Source organism: Microbacterium sp. cx-59 (genome assembly GCF_020805625.1).
Taxonomy (GTDB): domain Bacteria; phylum Actinomycetota; class Actinomycetes; order Actinomycetales; family Microbacteriaceae; genus Microbacterium.
Map to the genome: position 1 here is coordinate 228,874 of NZ_JAJHGO010000009.1, position 23,534 is coordinate 252,407.

Consider the following 23,534-nt stretch of genomic DNA (forward strand, 5'->3'; position numbering starts at 1 on the left):
GGTCGATCGGGCGGATGGGCGGGCGCGGCGCGGGCGGGCGGGCAGGAGCGCGCGGGTCAGGGGGCGGCGTTGGCGGAGGCGAGGAGCTCCTCGATCTGCGCGGTGCTCACCGGCGCGTTCGGGAACGCCGCGAGGCGGCCGATCGGGAACGACGCCATCATCCGCAGCATCCCCTGGTCGTCGCCGAACATCGGCTTCAGCGCCTCGCGCATGACCGGGCCCGCGACGGGGTTCTCGAGCAGGTCGCCGATCGACGAGTTCTGGCTCAGCGGCACCCGCACCGCGTCGCCCTCGAGCGTGACGGTCGTGCTCGCGCGGATGTCGCGGCTCGACGCAGCCACCTCGACCGTGTACTCGCCGCCCTCGACGACCCATTCGTCGACTCGGGTGTCCCAGTAGGCCAGATCGCCGCGGCGTACGACGAGTTCGACGCGACGGCTCTCGCCGGGATCGAGCTGCACGGTTCCGAACGCCTTCAGTTCGCGCGGCGCGCGAGCGACGAGCGACTCGGCGAGCGACGTGTAGACCTGCACGATCTCGCGTCCTGCCACCTCACCCGTGTTGGTGAGAGTCGCCGTGACGACGACGTCGCCGGTCTCGGAGACGGATGCGGCGGCGTCGCTGTACGCGAACGACGTGTACGACAGGCCGTGCCCGAACGGGAACGCCACCTCGGTCTTCTTCGCATCGAACCCGCGGTAGCCGACGAAGATGCCCTCGCCGTAGCGCACGTGGCCGAACTCGCCGGGGAAGTACCCGAACGACGGGGTGTCCTCCAGGCGCAGCGGGATCGTCTCGGTGAGCTTCGCGGAGGGGTTCACCACACCGAAGAGCACGTCGGCCGTGGCGCTGCCACCGGCCTGGCCGAGCAGCCACCCCTCGAGGATCGCGGGGACCCGGTCGGCGAACGGCAGCGCGACCACGCCGCCGTTCGAGAGCACGACGGCCACGTTCGCGCCCGCCTCCAGCAGCGCGTCGAGCAGGGCGAGCTGCGCGGCAGGCAGATCGATGTGCTCACGGTCGAAGCCCTCCGACTCCTCCTCCGCCGGAAGCCCGAGGAAGAGCACGGTCGCGTCGGAGCCGGCAGCCGCCACGACGGCCTCCTCGCGAAGCGTCGCCGCGTCGCCCGATCCGTCGAGCGTGAACCCGGGGGCGAAGGCGACGTCACCGTCGGCGAGCTCGCGGATCGCGTCGAGCGCCGCGTCGAGACGCGTCGGGTTGATGAGCGACGAACCCGCGCCCTGGTAGCGGGGGGTCTCGGCAAAGGCGCCGACGACCGCGATCTTCGCGCTCGGGGCGAGCGGCAGCATCCCGCCGTCGTTCTTCAGCAGCACGATCGACCGCGACGCCGCTTCGTGCGCCAGCGCGTGGTGCGCGTCGACGTCGAGGACGTCCGCGCTGCGGGAGTTCGCGGTCTTCCGGATGAGGTCGAGCACACGGCCGGCGGCGATGTCGAGCGCCACCTCGTCGAGCGACCCGTCCTGCACCGCGGCGACGAGTTCGGCGTCGGTGCGTCCTCCGCTGGAGGGCATCTCCAGGTCGAGACCGGCGGGCAGGCCCACGACGCGGTTGTTGACGGCACCCCAGTCCGAGACGACGAGGCCTTCGAAGCCCCACTCGCCGCGCAGGACCGAGGTCAGCAGCCACGGGTCCTCCGAGGCGTAGACGCCGTTGATCCGGTTGTAGGCGCACATCACGGTCCACGGCTGCGCGTCTTCGACGACCCGCTGGAAGCCGCGCAGGTAGATCTCACGAAGCGGCCTCGGGTCGACATCGCTCGAGACGCGGAGTCGATCGGTCTCCTGGTTGTTCGCGGCGAAGTGCTTGAGCGAGGCGCCGACGCCGCGCGACTGGATGCCGCGGACGAGGCCCGCGGCCATCGCACCCGAGACGATCGGGTCTTCGGAGAAGTACTCGAAGTTGCGGCCGCACAGCGGCGAGCGCTTGATGTTGACGCCGGGACCGAGGATGACCGCGACGTCTTCGATCGCCGACTCGGTGCCGAGCGCGACGCCCACGCGCTGCGCGAGCTCCGGATCGAACGACGAACCGAGCGCCACCGCGGGCGGGAAGCACGTGGCGGGCACGCTCTCGGCGAGGCCGAGGTGGTCGCTCGCCCCCGACTGCTTGCGCAGCCCATGCGGTCCGTCGGTCATCATGATCGCCGGCACGCCCAGCCGCTCAATGGGCTTCGTGCGCCAGAAATCTGCGCCGCTCGTGAGCGCCGCTTTCTCCTCGAGGGTGAGGTCGTCCGTGGTGGGCAGGTTCTCCGTCATCGGAAGCACTCCTTGATCGATGGTCGGCGGCGTCGCTCGTCAGAAAACCATACGTCCTTTGGTTTTCGAGGTGCAAGCACTGTTCGGCCTATTCTCGGTTCCATGGTTCAACGCGGTTCGTACGCCAAGGGTGTCGCCAAACGCGAGCAGATCCTGCACGAAGCCCTCGCGGTCATCGCCCGCGAAGGCTACCGCGGGGCGTCGGTGCGAGAGATCGCGGATGCGGTCGGCCTCAGCCAGGCGGGACTCCTCCACTACTTCGACAGCAAGGAGGAGCTCTTCGTCGAGATCCTCCGGGTACGCGACCGGGTCGACGTGGCCGCGCTCGGCGGGGAGACGGATGACGCCGCCGATCTCGGCGCTCTCACCGACGGATACCTCCGCATCATCCGGCACAACACCGATGTTCCCGGGCTCGTGCAGCTCTTCGCCCAGATGGCCTCGGATGCGGCGGATCCCCAGCATCCGGCGCACGCGTACTTCCTCGAACGCGGGGCGATGTTCCGATCCGGATGCGCCGCGGCCTTCGCCCGCGCGCAGTCGGCGGGCACGGTCACCGACCGGGTCGCGCCGGAGACGATCGCCCGCACGCTGCAGGCCGTGTGGGATGGTGCGCAGATGCAGTGGTTGCTCGACAGCTCGGTCGACGTCGCCGGCATCGTCGGGGCCTACCTCCATTCCCTCGCCCCCGCGCCGGAGGGGCAGCGCGCATGAACGATGCACCGGTGGTGCGAACAGCCTCGGGTCTGGTCCGCGGCATGCGACGCGAGGACTCCCTCGCCTTTCTCGGCATCCCGTTCGCCCAGCCACCTGTGGGTGAGCGCAGGTTCGCCGCTCCGGTACCGATGGAGCCGTGGGAGGGCATCCGCGATGCCACGACGTTCGGGGCGACCGCGCAGCGGGGTGACACCGGCTTCACCCTGATCCCGGAGCCGTCGGTCCCGGGCGACTCCACGCTGAACGTCAACGTCTTCACCCCCGCCGCCTTGAGCGATACGCCGCTGCCCGTCCTGGTGTGGATCCACGGCGGCGGGTTCACCTCCGGAACCCCGTCGAGCCCCTGGTACGACGGCGGCACGTTCGCCCGCGACGGCGTCGTGCTCGTGGCCCTGTCGTACCGGCTCGGGTTCGACGGCTTCGGCGACATCGTCGGGGCGCCGAGCAACCGAGGAGTACGCGACTGGATCGCCGGTCTCGAGTGGGTGCAGGAGAACATCGCCGCGTTCGGCGGCGACCCCGATCGCGTGACGATCGGCGGGCAATCCGCGGGCGGCGGCGCCGTACTCACCCTCCTCGGCATGCCCGCCGCGCAACACCTCTTCCACGCCGCGTGGTCGGTGTCGGGCGCGCTCGGCGACGTGCCCGCGGCGGATGCGCGTGCCCGCGCGGTGCGCCTGGCCGACCTCGTGGGGGTCGAACCCACCCGGTCGGGCTTCGAGTCGGTCGCCGAGGAGCACCTCCGCGACCTGCAGGAGCGCGCCGCGCACATGCCGCGGCGCGACAAGCTCGTGGCGGTCCGCGAGATGCTGGCCGGACTCTCTTGGGGTCCGATGATCGACGGCGACCTCCTCGTCCGTTCGACCCGCGACGCGCTGGCGGCCGGCATCGGCGCCGACAAGCCGCTGCTGCTCGGCGCCGCCGACGACGAGTTCACGATGGTCACGGCCCGGATGCGGCGGATGCTGCGGTGGGTGCCGCCGGGGCTCGGACTCCGCGCGCTCGGCGTGCCCGCATCCGCGCGTCGTCGATACCTGCGCGCGAACCCCGGCCCGCGGCGCGGCGGCTCGCCCGCCCTGCTCGGGCGCTACGTGACGGACCGCATCTTCCGCGCGCTGGTGTCGGATGTGGCCGCGCTACGCGCCGAGGCTCCCGCGCCCACCTGGGTGTACCGCTTCAGCTGGGCCTCCCCCGTCATCGGGTGGGCGTGCCACTGCCTCGATGTGCCGTTCTGGTTCGACGCGCTGGGCGAGTCGCACGTCGCCGCGATCGCCGGCGACCACCCGCCCGCCGCCCTCGCGACAGCGATGCACGGAACCGCGGTCGGGTTCGTGCGGTCTCGCGCCGCAGCCTGGCCACGGTGGTCGGCGTCCGATAAGCCGACGCGTGTGTTCGGCGGCTCCGCATCCGCCCCCGAGGTGATCCCCGACGGATACGCCGGCGCCGCCGCCCTCGCCTGACCCGCGCTGATCCGCGCTGATCCGCGCTGATCCGTCCTAACCTGCCCTGATTCACCCTGACCCGCGGCGCCCCGACCGGACCCGCCCAAACTCGCCGCAGGAGGGTGCTGCGGTGTCTCACGGGAGGTCGCGGCGCGCGATGCGGCGCGCGAATCTGCCGAAGCGAGGGGATCTGCCGAAGCGAGGACGGATGCGGCCCGAACGGCCCTCGCTTCGGCAGATCCCCTCGCTACAGCCGGCCATTAGCCCGCGCCGACCCCCTCGCGAGAGCGAAACCCCTCACCCCAGCAGGGCATCGGCCCCGCCAACCCCTCGCGACAGCAAACCACCCCAGCAGAGCTCGACCCCGCGAGAGCCCGCCCGCGAGAGCCCGCCGCACCCCGCACCTCACCCCGGTGGGATGAGCACCGCGCCGGGCAGGCGCTCCCGCATCACGGCGATGGCGGCGGGGTTGTCGTCCACGAGCACGGCGTCGCGACCGAGCGCGGCGGCCACGGCGCCGGTCGTGCCGCTGCCGGCGAACAGGTCGAGCACGGCGTCGCCCGGGCGGCTCGAGGCCTGCACGATGCGTCGGATGATGCCCTCGGGTTTCTGCGTCGGGTACCCGGTCTTCTCGCGGCCGGTCGTCGGCACGATCGTGTGCCACCAGACGTCGGTCGGCAGTTTGCCGCGCGCCGCCTTCTCCGGGGTCACGAGACCCGGAGCCATGTACGGCTCGCGGTCGACCGCATCCGAATCGAACCAGTACCGATCGGGATTCTTGACGTACACGAGGATCGTCTCGTGCTTCGGTGGCCAGCGCCGCTTCGTCTTGGCCCCGTAGTCGTACGCCCAGATGATCTCGTTCAGAAACCGTTCGCGACCGAGGAGCGCGTCGAGCAGCACTTTCGCGTAGTGCACCTCGCGGTAGTCCAGGTGCAGGTACAGCGTGCCGTCGTCGGCGAGGAGGCGCCAGGACTCGAGCAGTCGCGGTTCGAGGAACGCCCAGTAGTCCTGGAACTCGTCGGCGTACACCCCGAGATCTCCCCGGAGCCTCGTGTACTCGCGGTCGCGGAATCCGCGACGCACATCGGGAACCGCAGCGTCGACGGCGGCGATCCGGGTGCGCGAACGCCCCGTGTTGAACGGCGGATCGAGGTAGATCACCGTGAACGCGCCATCCGGAAGCCGGCGCGCGACGGCGAGGTTGTCGCCCTGATGGATCGCGATCGATCCCGTCACGGAACGCGCTGCAGCCAGGCGTCGGTCGCGAACTTCGACGCGACGAGCGCCTCGGCCTCAGCGTATTCCTCTTCGGTGATATGTCCGGGGACGGCGCCGTACAGGTTCGTGAAAATGTCGATGAAGCGCTCGATGACGGCCTCGCGCGGCAGGCCCGTCTGCGAGCGGAGCGGGTCGACGCGCTTCGCCGCCGAGACGGTGCCCTTGTCGCTCAGCTTCTCGCGACCGATGCGCAGCACCTCGGTCATGACCTGGCCGTCCATGTCGTAGCTGAGGGTCGCATGGTGCAGCACGCCGCCGTTCGCCAGCCGCTTCTGCGCGGCGCCGCCGATCTTGCCCGTGGGCGAGGCGATGTCGTTGAGCGGCTGGTAGGTCGCGTCGACGCCGAGCGAGCGGAGCGCCTGCAGCACCCACTCGTCGAGGAAGGCGTAGGAGTCGGCGAACGTCATCCCGGCGACCAGGGATGCGGGCACGTACAGCGAGTAGGTCACGATCGAGTTCGCGGCCATCATCATGGCGCCGCCGCCCGAGATCCGGCGCACGACGTCGAAGCCGTGCCGGGCCGCGCCCTCGGGGTCGACCTCGTTCCGGTACGACTGGAACGACCCGATCACGACGGCGGACTCGTTCCATTCCCACAGGCGCAGGGTCGGGTTCCGACGCCCGTCGCCCACGCGGGTGGTGAGCACTTCGTCGAGCGCGAGGTTCATACGCGCCGAGACGGGCGCATCGTGCACGACCTCCCAGGTGAAGTCCTTCCAGCCGGGCGCCGTGATGAGCGCGCGCCGCACCGCGGTGCCGACGGACTCGGGGGTGAACCCGAGCAGCTGGGCTCCGGCCGGAAGCGCCGCGCGCACCGCTGCGGCGATGGCGGATGCATCCGTTTCGACGGGAAGGCCCGTGACGGCCGCGTCGATATCGGCGAGGGCGTCGTCGGGTTCGAGGAAGAAGTCTCCCGCCAGATGGAAATCCACGATGCGGCCGTCCCGCACCTCCAGGTCGACCACCACGAGCTTGCCGCCAGGCACCTTGTATTCACCGTGCATGCTGACAGCCTAGGCCTGCTGCATCCGGGCGAAGAGGTGCCGCGGATATGCCCATCGGGTGTACTCTCGCTCCGAGATAGCTAGATAAGCGAGATAAATCATGTCGAACCGTTCATCGCGACGTTGGGTCGCCCTGGTCTTCATCAGCATCGCCGTGTCGCTGATCATCGTCGACTCGACGATCGTGAATGTGGCCGTGCCGTCGATCGTCGACGAGCTGGGCATCAGCTCCACCGAGGTGCAGTGGGTGCAGGAGGCGTACACCCTCGTCTTCGCGTCGCTCCTCCTCCTGTTCGGGTCGCTCGCCGACCGGTTCGGGCGCCGGCGTCTGCTGCTCATCGGCGTCGCCATCTTCGCCCTCTCCTCGCTCGCGGCCGCCACGGCGCCGAGCGGCAGTCTGCTGATCCTCGCGCGCCTGGTGCAGGGCATCGGCGGCGCCATGATCCTGCCGACGACGCTCTCGCTGATCAACGCGACCTTCCGCGGCCGGGAACGCGGCATCGCGTTCGCGGTGTGGGGCTCCACGATCGGCGGCATGGCCGCGGTCGGGCCCCTGCTCGGCGGCTGGTTGACGACGGCGTTCTCCTGGCGTTGGGCATTCGGCATCAACCTGCCGCTCGCGGTGATCATCGTGATCGGCGTGCTGCTGACGGTGTCCGAATCGCGCGAGTCGGCCCGTCGCGGCGTGGATCTGCTCGGCGCCGTGCTCTCGGTCACGCTGTTCGGCAGCCTCGTCTTCGCCCTCATCGAAGGACGCACCTACGGATGGTGGGATGCCACCGAGACGTTCTCGGTGGCGGGCATCGAGTGGCCCGGGAGCCTTTCGCCCGTGCCGGTCGCGTTCGTCATCACCGTCGCCTCGCTCGTCCTCTTCCTGCTCTGGAGTCGGCGTCGGCTGCGGCGGGGGCAGGCGGCGCTGCTCGATCTGACGCTGTTCCGGATCGGGTCGTTCCGCAACGGCAACATCGCCGCGCTCGTGGTCGCGCTCGGCGAGTTCGGCATCATCCTCTCGCTGCCGCTGTGGCTGCAGTTCGTGCTCGGGTTCGACGCCCTGCAGACCGGCCTCGTCCTGCTCGCCCTGGCGGTCGGATCGTTCGTCGCCAGCGGGTTCGCCGGCGCGACGAGCGGCCGCATCCGGCCGGTCGTCATCGTGCGCGTCGGCCTGGCCGCCGAGATCATCGGCGTCGCGTGGGCGGGGTTCGTCATCGGACCGGATGCGGCCTGGGGATGGCTCATCCCCGCACTCTTCGTCTACGGATTCGGCGTCGGACTCGCCACCGCGCAGCTGACCGGCGTCATCCTGCAGGACGTGCCGGTCGAGCTGTCCGGTCAGGGTTCGGGCACGCAATCCACGTCACGGCAAGTGGGCGCGGCGCTCGGCGTCGCGATCCTCGGCACGGTGCTCTTCTCGAGCACCGGGGCAGTGCTCTCGAACGCCCTCGACGATGCCGGGGTGCCCGCCGACCAGCGCGATCAGGTCGTGTCGGCCGTCGTGGACTCGGCCGGCGGCGCCATCGCCGGGCTGCGCGCGAATCCGGAGACGGCGGCGGCCGGGGATGCGGCGGCGCTCGCCTTCTCCGACGGCACTCGCTGGGCCGCGTTCACCGCGGCGGGGTTCCTGCTGGTCGGGCTCGCCACGACGTGGTCGCTCGGTCGCGGCCCCTCGGCCACGAGCGATGAACCGCGCCCCTCGGCCGAATCCTCCGCGGCCTGAGTCGCCCGGCGCGTTCGCGTCAGCCGCTCGGCGCGTTCGCGTCAGCCGCCCGGCGCGTTCGCCTCGGTCGCCCAGCGCACCAGCGTCAGTCGCCGCGCGCCGGGAAGCGCCGGTCGAGCCAGGCCATCAGGTCGGCGCGGACATCGCCCTGCACGGTCTCCTGGAAGATCTCGTGGCGCGCACCCGGGTAGACCAGGGTCGTCACGTCGCTGAGGCCCGAGCGTTCCCGATAATCGGCGGCCAGGCGGTGAACGCTCCGCGGTCCGCCGACCGTGTCGTCGCTGCCGACCATGAGCAGGATCGGAACATCCCGCCCGAGATCCCGACGTGGGCGGCCGAAGATCCGGAGCGCGTCCCGCAGACCGAACAGCTTCACCAGCGGCACGCTCGTCGTCAGCGGATCGGCCAGGAATGCCCGCCCCACGGCCAGATCGCTCGACAGCCACTCCGTGCCGAGCGCGCCCTTGCCCTTCCAGGGCGCGTTGAGATCGCCGCCGTTCAGCGCGCCGGGCGTGCGCAGGGCCGACCCCGAGAGCACAACCGCGTCGTACGAATCCGGATGCTGATCGAGCAGCATCTGCGCGAGGAACGACCCCCACGAGTGCCCGAGCAGCACGAGGGGAAATCCGGGGTGCGCGTCGCGGATCAGCCCGGTCAGCTGCCAGACCGCGTCGACGGCGGCGCGGTGGCCGCCGGGTCCGAGGCGGCCGAGGCGGTCCGCATCCGCCCACTGCCCCATGCCGGTTCGCCCGTGCCCGCGATGGTCGTCGGCGTACACGGTGAAACCGGCGGCGGCGAGCGCCTCCGCGAGCGCCACGTACCGGCCGGCGTGTTCGCCGACGCCGTGCAGCAGCTGCACGACACCGCGCGGGGTGGACTGCGCCTCGTACACGTCGTAGACGATCGTGATCCCGTGCGCATCGATGAACTCGGGCATGCGGCCGAGTCTATGGCCCCGGATGCGGTCCGCTCGCCCGCCCGCGAAGACCCTTAGCCGGGCTAATGAGCTATGCTAAGGATCGACATGAGTTCCTCCGCACAGCCCGCTGATCCCGCTCCGCCCGCAGATGCTGCCGCCGATCCGGCCGACCACTCCGCCGATGCATCCGAGCTGCGGATGGCGACATTCCGACTCGCCCGACGACTGCGCGGCCAGCGCGCGGTCGACACCATGAGCGACGGCCAGTTCGCGGTGCTCGCGGGCCTCAAGGTGCACGGCGATCACACCCTCGGCGAGTTGGCGGCGCGCGAGCGCGTGACGGCCCCGTCGATGAATCGCACCGTGAACGGCCTCGAGGAGTCCGGTTACGTCATCCGCACCCCCGACGAGCAGGACCGTCGCAAGGTCAACATCTCGCTGACCGACGAGGGACGCGCGGTGGTCCACGAGACCGTCCGCCGCCGCGACGCCTGGCTCGAAGAGGCCCTCGGACACCTCACCGCGGCCGAGCGCGACATTCTCGGGCAGGCGGCGCAGATCATGCGGGGAGTCGCCGAACGATGAGCGCGATGTTCCGCTCCCTCGGACTCTTCAACTACCGCGTCTGGTTCATCGGCGCGCTCGTGTCGAACATCGGCGGATGGATGCAGTCCACCGCCCAGGACTGGGTCGTGCTCACGCAACTGACCGACAACGACGCGGCCGCGATGGGCGTGACGATGGCCTTGCAGTTCGGCCCGCCGCTGTTGTTCGTCGGAGCGACCGGGTGGGTTGCCGACCGGTTCGATCGGCGACGACTGCTGCTCGTGACGCAGTCCGCGCTGATGGCTCTCGCGGTGATCGTCGGCATCCTGCTGATGACCGGCGTGATGACGCTGCCGCTGATGTTCTGCTTCGCCTTCGCGTTCGGCCTGGTGAACGCGTTCGACGCGCCCGCACGTCAGGCGTTCGTGACCGACGTCGTGGCCCGCGAGAACGCGGCGAACGCCGTGGCACTGAACTCGGCATCGTTCAACGCGGCCCGGATGATCGGCCCGGCGGTCGCGGGCTTCCTGATCGTGCTCGTCGGCACGGGGTGGGTCTTCATCCTGAACGCCGCGACGTTCCTCGCCATGCTCGTGGCGCTGACGCTCATCCGTCGATCGGAGCTCGTGCCGCGCGCCCGCACGGCCGGCGGGGCGCGCCTGGCCGACGGATTCCGCTACGTCGCCGGACGACCGGACCTCGTCGTGACCTTCGTCATGGTGTTCCTGATCGGCGCCTTCGGGATGAACTTCCCCATCTTCGCCTCGACGATGGCGCTGGAGTTCGGCCAGCAGGCCGACGGATACGGCATCCTGAGTTCGATCCTCGCGATCGGTTCGCTCGCGGGCGCTCTGCTCGCCGCCCGGCGCGATCGCGCGCGGATGCGGGTCATCATGGTCGCCGCGGGCGGGTTCGGGGTGTTCTCGCTCATCTCCGCGGCGATGCCGACCTACGGCCTGTACGCCGCGTCGCTCGTGTTCGTCGGATTCGCGACGGTCACGGTGCTGACGACCGCGAACGGCTACGTGCAGACGACGACCGATCCGGCCCTCCGCGGCCGCGTGCTCGCGCTGTACATGGCCGTGATCATGGGCGCGACGCCGATCGGCGCGCCCATCGCCGGATGGGTCGCCGACACGTTCGGCCCGCGCGCGGCGATCGTCGTCGGCGCGGTGGCAGGGCTTGCCGCCTGCCTCGTCGGGGTGACATGGCTCGCACTCTCGGGTCGCATGCACCGCGATTCGGCGCACCGCTTCCGCGTCACGATCGACGAGACGCGGCCGATCCCCGTCGTCGCGCCCGAGGAGTTCAGCGACGCGGTCGCGAGCACGACCCCGATCCCGCTCCCCGAGCGCCGCCGCTAGCGGGCCGCACTCCCGAGCGCCGGGTCGCAGCTCAGGCGTCGCGTTCCGATGTTTGGGGCACAAAATTGCGTTCGGGGCACGATATTCACGCCCCAAACGAAGAATTGCGCCCCGAACCCGCGGATGCCGGGAACACAGGGTCAAGGTCGGCACTGACCGGTCGGGGCTCTCCACCCTTGCGTAGGCCCCGTATGGCTCCGAGTCGTCGGGTCCGACGCCCCCGAGCCGCCTCACACGCCCCATCCGTCACCACCAGCCCCACCGGTCCGACGACTGCGGAGCCGCGAAGCCGGAACAGGCCCCCCGGCACGGGCCATCGGCCGTCGACCACCCCGACGCAGGACATCAGGTCGACCGCCCACAGGGCGCTCCCGCGCAGGACCCCCGTCGACCACCCCGGCGTCCCGAAACCGCCCACAGACCGCCCCGGCACAGGGGCCCCACCGTCGGGCCGAAGTCAGGCCTCGCGGGTGATCGTGACCTTGACGTGCAGGTTGCTCTTGAAGGGACCTGCGTACACACCGCGCAGCGGCGGCACGTCGTTGTAGTCCCGCGCCCGCCCGACCAGCACGTGCCGGTCGCCGATCTCGATGTTGTTGGTCGGGTCGAAGCCGGTCCAGTCGCCGGCGAACCATTCCACCCAGGCGTGCGACTCTCCCGTGACGGGCGTGCCGATCTCGGCCTGCGGCTTCGGATGCAGATACCCCGACACGTAGCGCGCCGGAATGCCGACCGATCGCAGTGCGCCGAGCGCGATGTGCGCCATGTCCTGACACACGCCCTTTCGCGCTTCCCATGCCTCGACGGCGGTGGAGTGCACCCCGGTCACGCCGTGCATGTACTCCACGGCGTCACCGATCGCGACGCAGATGTCGTGCGCGGCCCGGCCGGGATCGTCGTGCCGTCCGGCGATCGAGCGGGCGATCTCGGCGACCTCCGGATGCGGACGCGTCCGGTGCGTCTGTTCCAGCTGCTCGATGGTGTCGATGCTGCGCTCGGCCTCGACGCGCAGTCGGTCCCAGCTGATGCCGCTGTGCTCGATCGGGCGCGGACGCACCTCGACGAGCGAACGCGCCGTAATGCGCAACGCCCGGTGGGGCGAGAGCACATCGAACGAACTCACCCGCGTGCCGAAGTAGTCGACGTAGCTGTTGACCGAGGTCGACGGCTCGATGTCGAGCGACGAGCTCAGCACGAACTGACTGTCGGTCGTGCCCGGCAGCATCCGGGCTTCGTTGTACGAGGCCGACACGTCTCCGCCGTAGCTGAAGCCCGTTTCGTGCTCGATGCGCAGGCGCTTCATGAGGTCTCTCCGATCCAGCTGGGTTCGGCCTGCGTCGGGAAGAACCGCTGCCGGATCGCGTCGGATGCTTCGCGCGTCACGGTCTGCACGCGCAGCATGTGGTCGGGGAGTTCCTCGAGGATCTCGCCGATGGGCTGGTATTCGAGATCGTTCCGGATGCGGCCGAGCGCGCGCAAGACGTGATTGGAGTGGCCGACGCGGTCTTCGCGCGGGTCGATCGCGCTGATGCACTCTTCGGCGCGTGAGATCGAGTAGATGATCGAGCGCGGGAAGAGGCGGTCGAGCAGCAGGAACTCGGCGGCGTTTCGGGCGCTGGGCATTCCGCGGTAGGTGCGGAGGTAGGCCTCGTACGCGCCGCAGGAGCGCAGGATCGTCGTCCACGACGGTCCGGATGCTTCGGTCAGCGACCGCGTCGCCAGCAGGCGTGCCGACATGTCGGCGCGTTCGATGGAGCGTCCGAGCGTGAAGAACTGCCAGGCTTCGTCGCGGCTCGTCGACGAGTCGACGATGCCGACGGCGAGCGCCGACCGCTCCCGCACCCACTGGAAGAACTCGTGCACCTTCTCGGTCTGCAGCCGTCGCGGCATCCGGGAATTGGTGGTGTTGAGGCACTCCCAGAGCTCGGTGGAGACGATCTCGCGCGCCCGCCGCGCGTTCTCGCGCGCCGCGGTGAGCGAGTACTGGATGCTGGAGGGGTTCATCCGGTCGACGGCGAGCCGGGCGAGCACGTGCTCGCGGGTGACGTCTTCGACGCCTTCCGGCGGCGACGATCCCATGACCGACAGCAGCGACCGGCACGCGGTGTCCTCGTCGATCCAGGGGTCCTCGAGGAGCAGTTGCAGGTGCACGTCCAGGATGCGGGCGGTGCCGTCGCTGCGCTCGACGTAGCGACCGATCCAGAAGAGGCTTTCGGCGATGCGGCTCAGCAGCATGGCGCGCTCCCCTCGGCCGACTCGGCCTGCTGCTGCTGTTCCTGCTGATCGACGCGCGAGCGCGGGCGATCGTGCGGGGAGTGCGAGACCTCGACGTTGGTGGCGGGCGCGGCGGCGGATGCATCCGTGATGATCGGGATGGCCTGCGTCACGGTCGACGCCTGATCGGCGACGAGTCCAGCGAGACCGTGCCCCTGCCCGTACTCGACCTTGCCCGGAGCGGCGCCGCCGACGATCCAGGTGTCCTTCGAGCCCCCGCCCTGCGACGAGTTCACGACCAGCTCGCCCTCGGGAAGAGCGACGCGCGTGAGGCCGCCGGGGAGCACCCAGATGTCGTCGCCGTCGTTCACGGCGAAGGGCCGGAGGTCGGCGTGCCGCGGGCGCATGCCGTCTTCGACCAGCGTCGGGATGGTGGACAGCATCATCACCGGCTGCGCGATCCAGCCGCGCGGATCGGCGAGCAGGGTTTTACGCAGCGTCTCGAGCTCGGAGCGCGAGGCATCCGGACCCACGACGAGCCCCTTGCCGCCGGAACCGTCGACAGGCTTCACGACGAGCTCGTCGAGCCGGTCGAGCACCTCCTCGAGCGCCGCCGGGTCTTCCAGCCGCCAGGTGTCGACGATCGGCAGGATCGGCTCCTCCGACAGGTAGTACCGGATGAGGTCGGGCGTGTAGGTGTAGAGCAGCTTGTCGTCGGCGACGCCGTTGCCGACCGCGTTCGCGATCGTGACGTTACCCATGCGCGCCGCGAGCATGACCCCGGGCGAACCCAGCATCGAGTCGGCGCGGAACTGCAGCGGGTCGAGGAACTCGTCGTCGACCCGGCGGTAGATGACGTCGACCCGGCGCGGTCCGCGCGTGGTGCGCATGAACACGCGGCCACCCATGCAGAGCAGGTCGCGGCCTTCGACGAGTTCGACGCCCATCAGGCGCGCGAGGAGCGTGTGCTCGAAGTAGGCGGAGTTGTAGACGCCGGGGGTCAGCACGACGACATTCGGGTCTTCGATCCCGGGCGGGGCCGATGCGCGGAGCGCCGCGAGGAGTTTGTTCGGGTAGTCGCCGACGGGGCGTACCCGCATCGACACGAACAGCTCGGGGAGGGTCTGCGCCATCACCCGACGGTTCGAGATCACGTAGCTGACGCCCGACGGCACCCGCACGTTGTCTTCGAGGACGCGCATCTTGCCGTGCTCGTCGCGGATGAGGTCGATGCCCGACACCTGGATGCGCACACCGTTGGCGGAGCGGATGCCGTACGCCTGGCGGTAGTAGTACTGGCTCGAGGCGATCAGTTTCGCCGGAATGACCCCGTCGCGCACGCAGTTCTGCCGGCCGTACGCGTCGTCGAGGAAGGCCTCCAGCGCACGCACCCGCTGCTTGATGCCGGCTTCGACCTCCGACCACTCGGCGTAGTCGATGATGCGGGGCACGGCGTCGAGCGGGAACGGTCGTTCCTCGCCCGCGAAGTCGAAGGTGACGCCCTGCGCAAGGTAGGAGCTCGCCAGCGAGTCGGTGCGCCCGCGCAGCTCTTCCTGCGTCATGCGGGCCAGCGCCTGGTAGAGCTCGCGGTAGGCGATGCGCGACTCGGCGAGCGCACCGGGGGTGTCGGGGTGGCCGAACATCTCGTCGAACGCGGGCAAGCCCTGCGAGTTCCTCCGCGGCGCGAGAGTGGAGCCGTAGCCGTCGAAGAGGTCGCCCATGGCACCACCCTAGACCGGCCGATGTTGCCGTGATGTTTCGCGGCCAGGGGGTGGACAGCGCCCCCGACTCACGGCATCCGTCTCCGCCGATCGCGCGGGCTGGTGCCGCGAGCGCGCCACATTTCTGCTCCCGCGCCACAGATTTCTGGCGCGGGAGCAGAAACATGGCGCGTCGCAGTGCCGGCATACACGGCGCGGGCCGCGAGACACCAGCCCAGATCGCAAGCCCCCACCGCGCAACCCGCCACCATCGCGAGCGAGCGCGCGCGGGTCAGGCGGCGAGCACCACGCGCAGCTGCTCGACGGCCCAGTCCAGCTCGGTCGCTCGCACCACGAGCGGCGGCGCGATGCGGATGGTCTGGCCGTGCGTGTCTTTCACGAGCACGCCGCGCGCGAGCAGGCGTTCGGCCACCTCGCGCCCCGTGCCGACCGCGGGATCGATGTCGACGCCGGCCCAGAGCCCGGCGACCCGCACGGTCGTCACCCCGTGACCGACGAGGTCGGCGAGCTTCGCCTCGAGGTGCTCGCCGAGCGCGAGCGCGCGCTTCTGGAACTCGCCCGTCTCCAGCATCTCGACCACGCGGAGCCCGACCGCGGCCGCGAGCGGGTTGCCGCCGAACGTCGATCCGTGCTCGCCGGGGCGGATGACACCGAGGATCTCGCGATCGGCGACCACGGCCGACAGGGGCAGGATGCCGCCACCGAGCGCTTTGCCGAGCACGTACACGTCCGGAACGACGCCCTCGCGGTCGCACGCGAAGGTGTGCCCGACCCGGCCGAGCCCCGACTGGATCTCGTCTGCGATGAAGAGCACTCCGCGCCGGGTGCAGATCTCGCGTACCGCCGCCAGGTATCCCTCGGGCGGAATCACGACGCCCGCCTCGCCCTGCACCGGTTCGATCAGCACGGCGGCGGTGTTGTCGTCGATCGCGGCCTCGATCGCGGCTGCGTCCCCGAACGGAACGTGCGCGAACCCGGGCGCGAACGGCCCGAACCCGTCGCGCGCGCTCGGGTCGTCGCTGAAGCCGACGATCGTGGTCGTGCGGCCGTGGAAGTTGCCGTCCGCGACGATGATCGACGCCTGATCGGCGGCCACGCCCTTGACCCGGTACGCCCACGCGCGAGCGACCTTGATGGCCGTCTCAACCGCCTCGGCACCCGTGTTCATCGGCAGCACGAGGTCCTTGCCGCAGAGCGCGGCGAGCGCCGCCGCGAACGACCCGAGCTGGTCGTTGTGGTAGGCCCGACTGGTCAGGGTGAGGCGTCCGAGCTGCTCCTGGGCGACCGCGACGATCGCCGGATGCAGATGCCCGAAGTTCAGGGCGGAGTAGGCCGACAGCAGGTCGAGGTAACGCTTGCCGTCCACATCCGTCACCCACGATCCCTCGCCGCGCGAGATGACCACGGGCAGCGGGTGGTAGTTGTGGGCGAGGTGCTGCTCTTCCGCGGTGATCACATCGTTCGTCGCGGAATCGGGGATGAGGTTCGTCATGCGTTCTCCTGGTTCGCCGCGCGCAGCTCCAGCGTGCAGCACTTGATCCCGCCGCCGCCGAGCAGCAGCTCGGACAGGTCGATCAGCACCGGGTTGTAGCCGCGCTCGCGCAGCTGCGCTTCGAAGCCCGTCGCCCGGGGGGAGATGAAGACGTTGAGTCCGTCGCTGGCCGAGTTCAGACCGAAGACGTCGCCGTCGGCATCCGAGACCAGGATGGCGTCGGGGAAGCGCTCCTCGAGGGTCGCGCGGCTGGCGTCGTCGAACGCGCCCGGCAGGTACGCGACGTTGGCCCGCTCGACGCCGCCCTCGCCCTGCACGGGGTCGAGCACGGTGAGCGCGGTGTCGAGGTGGTAGAACCGGGGGTCGGTGAGGGTGAGCGACACGACCTCGCGGCCGAAGACCTCGCCGATCTCGCGGTGGCTGTCTCCGGTCGAACGGAAGCCGGTGCCGGCGAGGATGATGTCGCCGACGAGCAGGAAGTCGCCCTCGCCCTCGTTGACCTCGACCGGCTCGGCGAGACGGTAGCCGTGAGAGGCGAACCAGTCCATGAACGGCCTCTCCTCACCGGAACGCTCCGCGAAGCGGAACTTCGGCCCGTAGGCGACGCCGTCGACGAGGAAGCCGCCGTTCGCGGTGTAGACCATGTCGGGAAGCCCCGGCACGGGGTCGATCAGGTGGATCTCGTGCCCGAGGGCGATGTAGGCGTCGAACAGGGTCTGCCACTGCTCGATGGCCCGCCCGGTGTTCGTCGGCTTGGCCGGCTCCATCCACGGGTTGATCGAGTAGCTGACGACGAAGTGCTCCGGCCGGCACATGAGGTAGGTGCGGTGCTGGGCGACGCGGACGGGGGTCTGGGTGGTGAGGGACATTCGGCTCCTTGGCGAAGGCGGCGGACGCTGTCCTACAGGCCCGGCTGAGCGAAGAGGCTGACGCACGGGCACGCCGGGACTCATTCTGGCACGCGGGCCGGGCTCGAGACAGTAGCTGCCGGCCGTGACAGGCTGGAGGAGCCGGCCTGTCACGGCCGGTCATTTCCACAAAGGAGTTGCAATGCAGGAGCGGAAGCTCGGACCTTTCACGGTGTCGGCCATCGGACTCGGCGCCATGCCGCTGTCGATGAACAACGACAAAGAGGTGCCCGATCGGGATGCGGCGATCGCCACCGTGCACGCGGCGCTCGACGCCGGGGTCACGCTGATCGACACCTCCGACATCTACGCACCGGCCTGGGATCAGATGGGGCACAACGAGGTGCTCATCGGGGAGGCGCTGCGCAGTTGGGGCGGTGACACCGCATCCGTCGTCGTCGCGACCAAGGGCGGAATCACGCGGAGCGAGGGCGAGGTCTGGGGCCGCGACGGATCGCTCGCGTACCTGCGTTCGGCCGTGGAGAAGTCGCTTCGGAACCTGCAGGTCGACGTCATCGACCTGTACCAGTACCACCGGCCCGACCGCTGGATCGTCTACGGCGAGGTGATGCAGAGCTTCCAGACCCTGAAGGACGAGGGCAAGATCCGCTCCATCGGCATCTCGAACGCGAACATCGAAGAGATCGAGGTGGCGACCCAGGTGCTCGGCGAGGGCGCGCTCGTGAGCGTGCAGAACGAGTTCTCACCCGCGCATCCCGGTAGCTACGACGAGCTGCGCTACTGCGCCGCCCACGGGATCGCATTCCTGCCGTGGAGTCCGCTCGGCGGCACCGGCGGCGGCGGGCGCTCGGTCGGCGACCGCTTCGGCGTGTTCACCGAGATCGGCCGTGACCGCGGCGTCAGCCCGCAGCAGGTCGTGCTCGCCTGGGAGCTGGCCCTCGGCTCGAACGTGATCGCCATCCCGGGTGCGCGCCGTGCGCAGTCGATCGTCGACTCCGCGAAGGCCGCCGACCTGCGGCTGTCGGGCGATGAGATCGCTCGCTGCTCCGCCTCCGTCGGGATCACACCGTAAGCCCCGACGGAGGCAGAGCGGGCCTCACCCGAGCGCGATCGCGCTCCACGACACGGGCGGCAGCGTGACCGTGAGCTGCCCGTCGACGACGGATGCGGAGTCGTTCGTCGCGGGCGCGACGCGCTCCCTGTCGTCGAGGGTGTTCTTCGCATTCACGTCCTCGTCGCTCAGCGTGTGCGTCTCGAGGACGGCGACGCCGCCGAGCGAGGTCACGTCGACCGTCACATCGATGGCCTCGGTCTGACTGCGATTCACGAGGAAGACGGCGCTCCGGCCCGATTCGGCATCGTGGGTGGCGACGGCGTCGACGAGCGGCACCTCGCCGTACACCTCGGTCGCGTAGGTCGGCACGTCGAGGGTGAGGCGCAGCGCGGTGCCTCGGGCAAGCCGCGAGGTGATCGAGAACGGGTAGAACGTCGTCTGCCGCCAGGCCGGACCCCCGGGCTCGGTCATGATCGGGGCGATCACGTTCACGAGCTGCGCGAGCGACGCGCTCGCCACCCGATCGGCGTGCTTGAGCAACGAGATCATCAGGTTGCCGAAGACGACCGCATCCGCCACGGAGTAGATGTCTTCGAGCAGGCGCGGGGCGATCGGCCAGTTGTCGATGCCCTCGATCTTGTCGACCCCGTGGAAGCGGTCGATGTACCAGACGTTCCACTCGTCGAACGAGATGTCGATCTTCTTCGTGGACCCGCGGACCGCGCCGACGTGGTCGGCCGTCGCGACGACGGTTTCGATGAACCCGTCCATGTCGACCGCAGATGCGAGGAAGCTGCCGAGGTCGCCGTTCTTCTCCTCGTAGTAGGCGTGGCACGAGATGAGGTCGACGTCGTCATAGGTGTGCGTCAGGACGACACGCTCCCACTCGCCGAACGTCGGCATGTGCGCGCTCGACGAGCCGCAGACGACGAGTTCGATCGACGGGTCGAGCTGGCGAAGTCCCTTCGCGGCCTGCGACGCGATCTTGCCGTAGTCGTCGGCCGAACGATGGCCGAGCTGCCAGGGCCCGTCCATCTCGTTACCGAGGCACCACATCCGCACATCGAACGGCTCCGCGCGCCCGTTCGCGATGCGCTGATCACTCAGCGCCGTGCCGGAACGGATGTTGGAGTACTCCAGCAGATCGATCGCCTCGAGCGTGCCGCGGGTGCCGAGGTTGACGGCCATCATGAGGTCGCTGCCGACCTTCTCGAGCCACGATGAGAACTCGTGCAGACCCACCTCGTTCGTCTCGGTCGAGTGCCAAGCGAGGTCGAGGCGGCGCGGACGCTCGGAGACCGGGCCGACCGAGTCCTCCCACCGGAACCCCGACACGAAGTTGCCGCCGGGGTAGCGGATGGTGTCGACCCCGAGCTCCTTGACGAGATCGATGACGTCGGTACGGAAGCCCTCCGCATCCGCCGTCGGGTGACCCGGTTCGTAGATTCCGTCGTAGACATGCCGCCCGAGGTGCTCGACGAAGCCCCCGAAGAGCTTTCGCCGAACCGCGCCGATCGCGAAGGCCGGGTCGAGGGTGAGACGTGCAACAGGCATGGATGTGCTTTCTGGTCGAGAGAAGAGAAGACGATCAGCGGATGCGTGAGCCGTCATCGATGGGGATCGATCACGGTGCCGGTCACTTGACCGAGCCGATGGCGAGCCCGCCCTGCCAGTACCGCTGCAGGAGAAGGAAGGACAACAGGAGCGGAAGCACGGAGATGAACGCCCCCGAGGTGATGAGGTTCCACACCTGCTCGCCGCCGGCGCCGGCGTTCGACAACGCGAGCCAGCGGTTGAGTCCCACCGTCACCGGCAGCAGCTGCGGATCGGTCAGCACCGCCAGCGGCAGGAAGAAGTTGTTCCACGTGCCGACGATCGACAGAAGCAACACGGTCACGATGGCGGGGCGGAGCAACGGCACGACGATCGTCGTGAACGTACGCCACTCCCCCGCGCCGTCGATGCGCGCGGCCTCCAGCAGCTCTTCGGGCACCGCATCCTGCGTGTAGACCCGCATGAGGTAGACACCGAACGGGTTCAGGAGCGAGGGCAGGATGACCGCCCACGGAGTGTTGATGAGCCCGTACTGGCTGAGCAGCATGAATGTCGGGATGACGAGCGCCGTGAGCGGCACCATGACCGAGCCGAGGATCATGCCGAACACGACACCGCGCCCCCGGAACCGGTACTTCGCGAACCCGTAGCCCGCGAGGACCGCCACGACCGTCGCGCCGACTCCCGAGACGAATGCGTAGAAGAAGGAGTTGCCGAGCCAGCGCCAGTAGATCCCACCCTGGTGCTCGAAGAGCCCGGCGATGTTCGAAAAGAAGCTGCCGGGATTGTCGAACCAGAACGCGGGACTGGAGAAGAGGCTCCCCGTGTCTTTGGTCGCCGAGACGAACAGCCACCAGATCGGGATGATGAAGTAGATCGCGAGCACGATCAGCAGCACGTGGGAGCCGATGCGGCGCTGTCCGCCGCGGCGTCCGGCCGAGCGATTGCGACGGGACGGGATGCCGGTGACCGTCGTGTGCGCCCCGTCGAGAGCGGCGGTGGAGGAGGGAAGGGCGGACATCACTTCAGTCCGTTCTGCTTGCGCGTGAGGAAGAGGAAGCCGAAGGACCCGATGAACACGAGGATCCCGAGCGAGAACGCGATCGTGGCGGCGTAGTTGAACTGGCTGTAGCTGAACGCCAGCGCGTACGCGTACATATTCGGCGTGTATTCGGCCGGGAGTGCTCCGGAGGCGATCGAGCGCAGCACGGTCGGCTCCGTGAAGAACTGCAGCGTGCCGATCAGGGCGAATGTGATGACCATGACCATCGACGAGGAGATCATCGGCACCTTGATGCGCGTCGCGATCTGCCACCCACCGGCACCGTCGATGCGGGCCGCTTCGTAGATCGCCGGATCGATCGATCGCAGCGCGGCGTAGATGACGATCATGTAGTACCCGGCCCACTGCCAGGTGACGATGTTGACCAGGCTGAAGAAGATCGAGTCGCTCGCGAGGAAGTTCGGGGCCTCGAGTCCGAACAGACTGAAGATCGTCCCGCCGGGACCGAACCGCGGACTGTAGAGGAAGCTCCACATCAACGCCCCGATCACGACCGGGATCGCATACGGCGCAAAGATCAGCAACCGGGAGAGCTTGGAGAGCCAGGTGGCGAGCGAGTCGAGCACGAGCGCCGCGACGAGCGCGACGATCAGCTGGGCCGGGATCATGATGATCGCGAACAGGGCCACCCGGCCGAGGCCGCCGAGGAACAGCGGATCGGTGAAGGCCTTGGCGTAGTTGTCGATGCCGACGAACTTCGTGCCGGTTGCGAGCGTCGAGCTGAACAGGCTCATACCGAAGGCGTAGATGAGAGGGAAGACGAGGAACGCGGCGAAGATCACGAGGAACGGCGTGATGAACAGCCAACCGACCCGTTGCCGCCGCTCAATGCCGCTGCGCCGCCGGGTGACGGGTCGCTGCAGTGTCTGAGTGGTCATGGTGTCACTTCCGTGAGGATGGGGCCGACCCGCAGGCCGGCCCCATCGGGTCAGCCTGCGAGCTCGAAGCCCTGATCGGTCGCGTACGTCTCGAGGGTGGACTGCAGGTCATCGAGCGCCGCGGAGGCATCCTTGTTCTGGTCGACCACCACCGCGGTGACCTGCTGCTGGAGCTGGTCGTAGGCGTAGTTCTGGAACGGGCTGAACGTGAATCCGGCGTACCCGGATGCGGCGGGCAGGAATACGTCCTTGTTGATCTGCTGGCCTCCGAAGAACGGGTACTCGAGGTCACGGAAGTAGTCCGACTCGAGGACGGGCTTCCACAGCGGGAAGAGCGCCGCCTTCTCGATTCCGATCTTCCACGCCTCTTCGGTGCCGAAGACCTCCTTGGCGACGGTCGCGGCGGCCTCCTTGTCCTTCGCCTGGGAGGTCACCGCGAACGTGGATCCACCCCAGTTGATCTGCACCGGGTTCGCTGCATCCCACTGGGGAACGGGCGCGGCTCGCCACTCGGCCGTGTCGTCGGTGCCTTCCAGCCCCTGAAGGTAGCCGGGGCCCCAGGCCGCAGCGACGTAGATGGCGTACGAGCCGTCGACGAGCTTCGTGTTGTAGTCGGCCGTGAATGCCTCATCGGTCGCGACGAGACCCTTCTCGGCCAGGTCCTGCCAGTACGCGAGCACGTCCTTCGAACCTTGATCGGCAACGTCGATGCCGATCTCCTGGGGCGACGCGCTGTCGTAGGTGAAGGGCACAGAGCCCGCCTGGGCGAACAGCGCCTGCGTGAATGCGCGGCCGTTCGGGGGGAAGTTGGCGAGCACGCCGGGCGCTCCGGCATCCTTCAGCTTCTGCGCAGCATCCGCGAACTCGGCCCAGGTCGTGGGCGGAGCGATGCCGTACTGGTCGAGGATGTCTTGCCGGTACAGCATGCCCATGGGGCCACCGTCGACCGGGATCGCGTAGACGGCGTCTCCACTGGAGACGTCCTTCCACGCACCCTCGGTGTAATCGGCCTGCACGTCGCCGGCGCCGTACTCCGACAGGTCGACGAGCGCGTTGCGGATGGCGAAGCTCGAGAGCACTTCGGATTCGAGCATGATCACGTCGGGAGCGCCGCTGCCCGATTCGATCGAGGTGGAGAACTTCGTGTACTCGTCGTTGCCCTGGCCGGCGTTGGTCCAGCAGATCTGGACGTCGTCGTGGCTCTCATTGAAGAGATCGACGACCTCCTCGAAGGACGGGTACCAGGCCCAGACCGACACCTGCGTCGCGTCGGGGTTGACGATCTTGTTCGTGCACGAGCTCTCGGCAGCGCCGGAACCGGCGCATCCGGTGAGGGCAGCAGCTGCAACGGCAACGACGCCGAAGCCTGCGATGACCTTGGATCTCATGGGCTGTGTGCTTCCTCTCGCGGTGTGGACACCGGTGT

General features: G+C 69.2%; 19 protein-coding genes. 6 read left to right on the forward strand and 13 right to left on the reverse strand.

Annotation, left to right across the window (positions count from 1 at the left end; translation table 11 throughout):
* Positions 1-56 precede the first annotated feature (56 nt).
* On the reverse strand, positions 57-2,276 hold the full coding sequence (locus tag LMI96_RS13285; RefSeq protein ID WP_228361828.1) for a glycoside hydrolase family 3 C-terminal domain-containing protein: 2,220 nt from the start codon (positions 2,274-2,276) through the stop codon (positions 57-59).
* A 102-nt stretch (positions 2,277-2,378) separates the two neighbouring features.
* On the opposite strand from LMI96_RS13285, the gene LMI96_RS13290 reads away from it, so the two are divergent.
* Together LMI96_RS13290 and LMI96_RS13295 are read left to right on the forward strand one after the other, a co-directional pair.
* On the forward strand, positions 2,379-2,990 hold the full coding sequence (locus LMI96_RS13290; RefSeq protein ID WP_228361829.1) for a TetR/AcrR family transcriptional regulator: 612 nt from the start codon (positions 2,379-2,381) through the stop codon (positions 2,988-2,990).
* Complete coding sequence (locus LMI96_RS13295) at positions 2,987-4,453, forward strand: carboxylesterase/lipase family protein (RefSeq protein WP_228361830.1); 1,467 nt, start codon at positions 2,987-2,989, stop codon at positions 4,451-4,453. The genes LMI96_RS13290 and LMI96_RS13295 overlap by 4 nt, the downstream gene beginning before the upstream one ends.
* A 387-nt stretch (positions 4,454-4,840) precedes the next feature.
* Here the strand turns inward: LMI96_RS13295 and LMI96_RS13300 are convergent, their stop codons facing one another.
* Together LMI96_RS13300 and LMI96_RS13305 are read right to left on the reverse strand one after the other, a co-directional pair.
* A complete protein-coding gene (locus tag LMI96_RS13300) occupies positions 4,841-5,674 on the reverse strand; it encodes a site-specific DNA-methyltransferase (protein ID WP_228361831.1) in 834 nt (277 codons plus the stop codon).
* Positions 5,671-6,720, reverse strand: a complete 1,050-nt coding sequence (locus LMI96_RS13305; RefSeq protein WP_228361832.1) for a biotin/lipoate A/B protein ligase family protein — start codon at positions 6,718-6,720, stop codon at positions 5,671-5,673. The genes LMI96_RS13300 and LMI96_RS13305 overlap by 4 nt, the downstream gene beginning before the upstream one ends.
* Before the next feature lie 100 nt (positions 6,721-6,820).
* Here LMI96_RS13305 and LMI96_RS13310 point away from each other — a divergent pair, with 100 nt between their 5' ends.
* The gene (locus LMI96_RS13310; RefSeq protein WP_228361833.1) at positions 6,821-8,434 is read left to right on the forward strand and encodes a DHA2 family efflux MFS transporter permease subunit; all 1,614 of its coding nucleotides are present in this window, start codon (positions 6,821-6,823) and stop codon (positions 8,432-8,434) included.
* A gap of 85 nt (positions 8,435-8,519) precedes the next feature.
* Here LMI96_RS13310 and LMI96_RS13315 read toward each other — a convergent pair whose 3' ends face one another.
* Positions 8,520-9,371, reverse strand: coding sequence for an alpha/beta fold hydrolase (locus LMI96_RS13315; RefSeq protein ID WP_228361834.1), 852 nt, complete (start codon positions 9,369-9,371; stop codon positions 8,520-8,522).
* Positions 9,372-9,458: 87 nt separating this feature from the next.
* Here LMI96_RS13315 and LMI96_RS13320 point away from each other — a divergent pair, with 87 nt between their 5' ends.
* Positions 9,459-9,938, forward strand: coding sequence for a MarR family winged helix-turn-helix transcriptional regulator (locus LMI96_RS13320; RefSeq protein ID WP_374197927.1), 480 nt, complete (start codon positions 9,459-9,461; stop codon positions 9,936-9,938).
* A gap of 5 nt (positions 9,939-9,943) precedes the next feature.
* On the forward strand, positions 9,944-11,263 hold the full coding sequence (locus tag LMI96_RS13325; RefSeq protein ID WP_223723054.1) for an MFS transporter: 1,320 nt from the start codon (positions 9,944-9,946) through the stop codon (positions 11,261-11,263).
* A gap of 457 nt (positions 11,264-11,720) precedes the next feature.
* On the opposite strand, the gene LMI96_RS13330 is transcribed toward LMI96_RS13325, so the two are convergent.
* The 5 genes from LMI96_RS13330 to ddaH all read right to left on the reverse strand — a co-directional run bounded on the left by LMI96_RS13330 (position 11,721) and on the right by ddaH (position 17,559).
* Positions 11,721-12,566, reverse strand: coding sequence for a transglutaminase family protein (locus LMI96_RS13330; RefSeq protein WP_223723055.1), 846 nt, complete (start codon positions 12,564-12,566; stop codon positions 11,721-11,723).
* Positions 12,563-13,495 (reverse strand): alpha-E domain-containing protein, encoded by a 933-nt coding sequence (locus tag LMI96_RS13335; RefSeq protein WP_223723312.1) that lies wholly within the window; start codon positions 13,493-13,495, stop codon positions 12,563-12,565. Before LMI96_RS13335 ends, LMI96_RS13330 begins: the two co-directional genes overlap by 4 nt.
* Positions 13,489-15,198 (reverse strand): circularly permuted type 2 ATP-grasp protein, encoded by a 1,710-nt coding sequence (locus tag LMI96_RS13340; RefSeq protein ID WP_228361835.1) that lies wholly within the window; start codon positions 15,196-15,198, stop codon positions 13,489-13,491. The genes LMI96_RS13335 and LMI96_RS13340 overlap by 7 nt, the downstream gene beginning before the upstream one ends.
* A gap of 271 nt (positions 15,199-15,469) precedes the next feature.
* Positions 15,470-16,690: an ornithine--oxo-acid transaminase gene (rocD, locus tag LMI96_RS13345; protein ID WP_228361836.1), complete on the reverse strand. Its 1,221-nt coding sequence runs from the start codon at positions 16,688-16,690 to the stop codon at positions 15,470-15,472.
* Positions 16,687-17,559, reverse strand: a complete 873-nt coding sequence (gene ddaH / locus LMI96_RS13350; RefSeq protein WP_228361837.1) for a dimethylargininase — start codon at positions 17,557-17,559, stop codon at positions 16,687-16,689. The genes rocD and ddaH overlap by 4 nt, the downstream gene beginning before the upstream one ends.
* A gap of 181 nt (positions 17,560-17,740) precedes the next feature.
* Here ddaH and LMI96_RS13355 point away from each other — a divergent pair, with 181 nt between their 5' ends.
* Positions 17,741-18,631, forward strand: a complete 891-nt coding sequence (locus LMI96_RS13355) for an aldo/keto reductase (RefSeq protein WP_228361838.1) — start codon at positions 17,741-17,743, stop codon at positions 18,629-18,631.
* A 24-nt stretch (positions 18,632-18,655) separates the two neighbouring features.
* On the opposite strand, the gene LMI96_RS13360 is transcribed toward LMI96_RS13355, so the two are convergent.
* The 4 genes from LMI96_RS13360 to LMI96_RS13375 form a co-directional block, all read right to left on the reverse strand.
* Positions 18,656-20,167 carry an alpha-N-arabinofuranosidase gene (locus LMI96_RS13360; RefSeq protein ID WP_223723060.1) on the reverse strand — a complete coding sequence of 504 codons (1,512 nt, stop codon included), beginning with the start codon at positions 20,165-20,167 and terminating at the stop codon, positions 18,656-18,658.
* Between the two features lie 82 nt (positions 20,168-20,249).
* Complete coding sequence (locus tag LMI96_RS13365) at positions 20,250-21,188, reverse strand: carbohydrate ABC transporter permease (RefSeq protein WP_228361839.1); 939 nt, start codon at positions 21,186-21,188, stop codon at positions 20,250-20,252.
* Positions 21,188-22,108, reverse strand: a complete 921-nt coding sequence (locus LMI96_RS13370) for a carbohydrate ABC transporter permease (protein WP_223723062.1) — start codon at positions 22,106-22,108, stop codon at positions 21,188-21,190. Before LMI96_RS13370 ends, LMI96_RS13365 begins: the two co-directional genes overlap by 1 nt.
* Before the next feature lie 50 nt (positions 22,109-22,158).
* On the reverse strand, positions 22,159-23,496 hold the full coding sequence (locus LMI96_RS13375) for an ABC transporter substrate-binding protein (protein WP_228361840.1): 1,338 nt from the start codon (positions 23,494-23,496) through the stop codon (positions 22,159-22,161).
* Between the last annotated feature and the right edge of the window lie 38 nt (positions 23,497-23,534).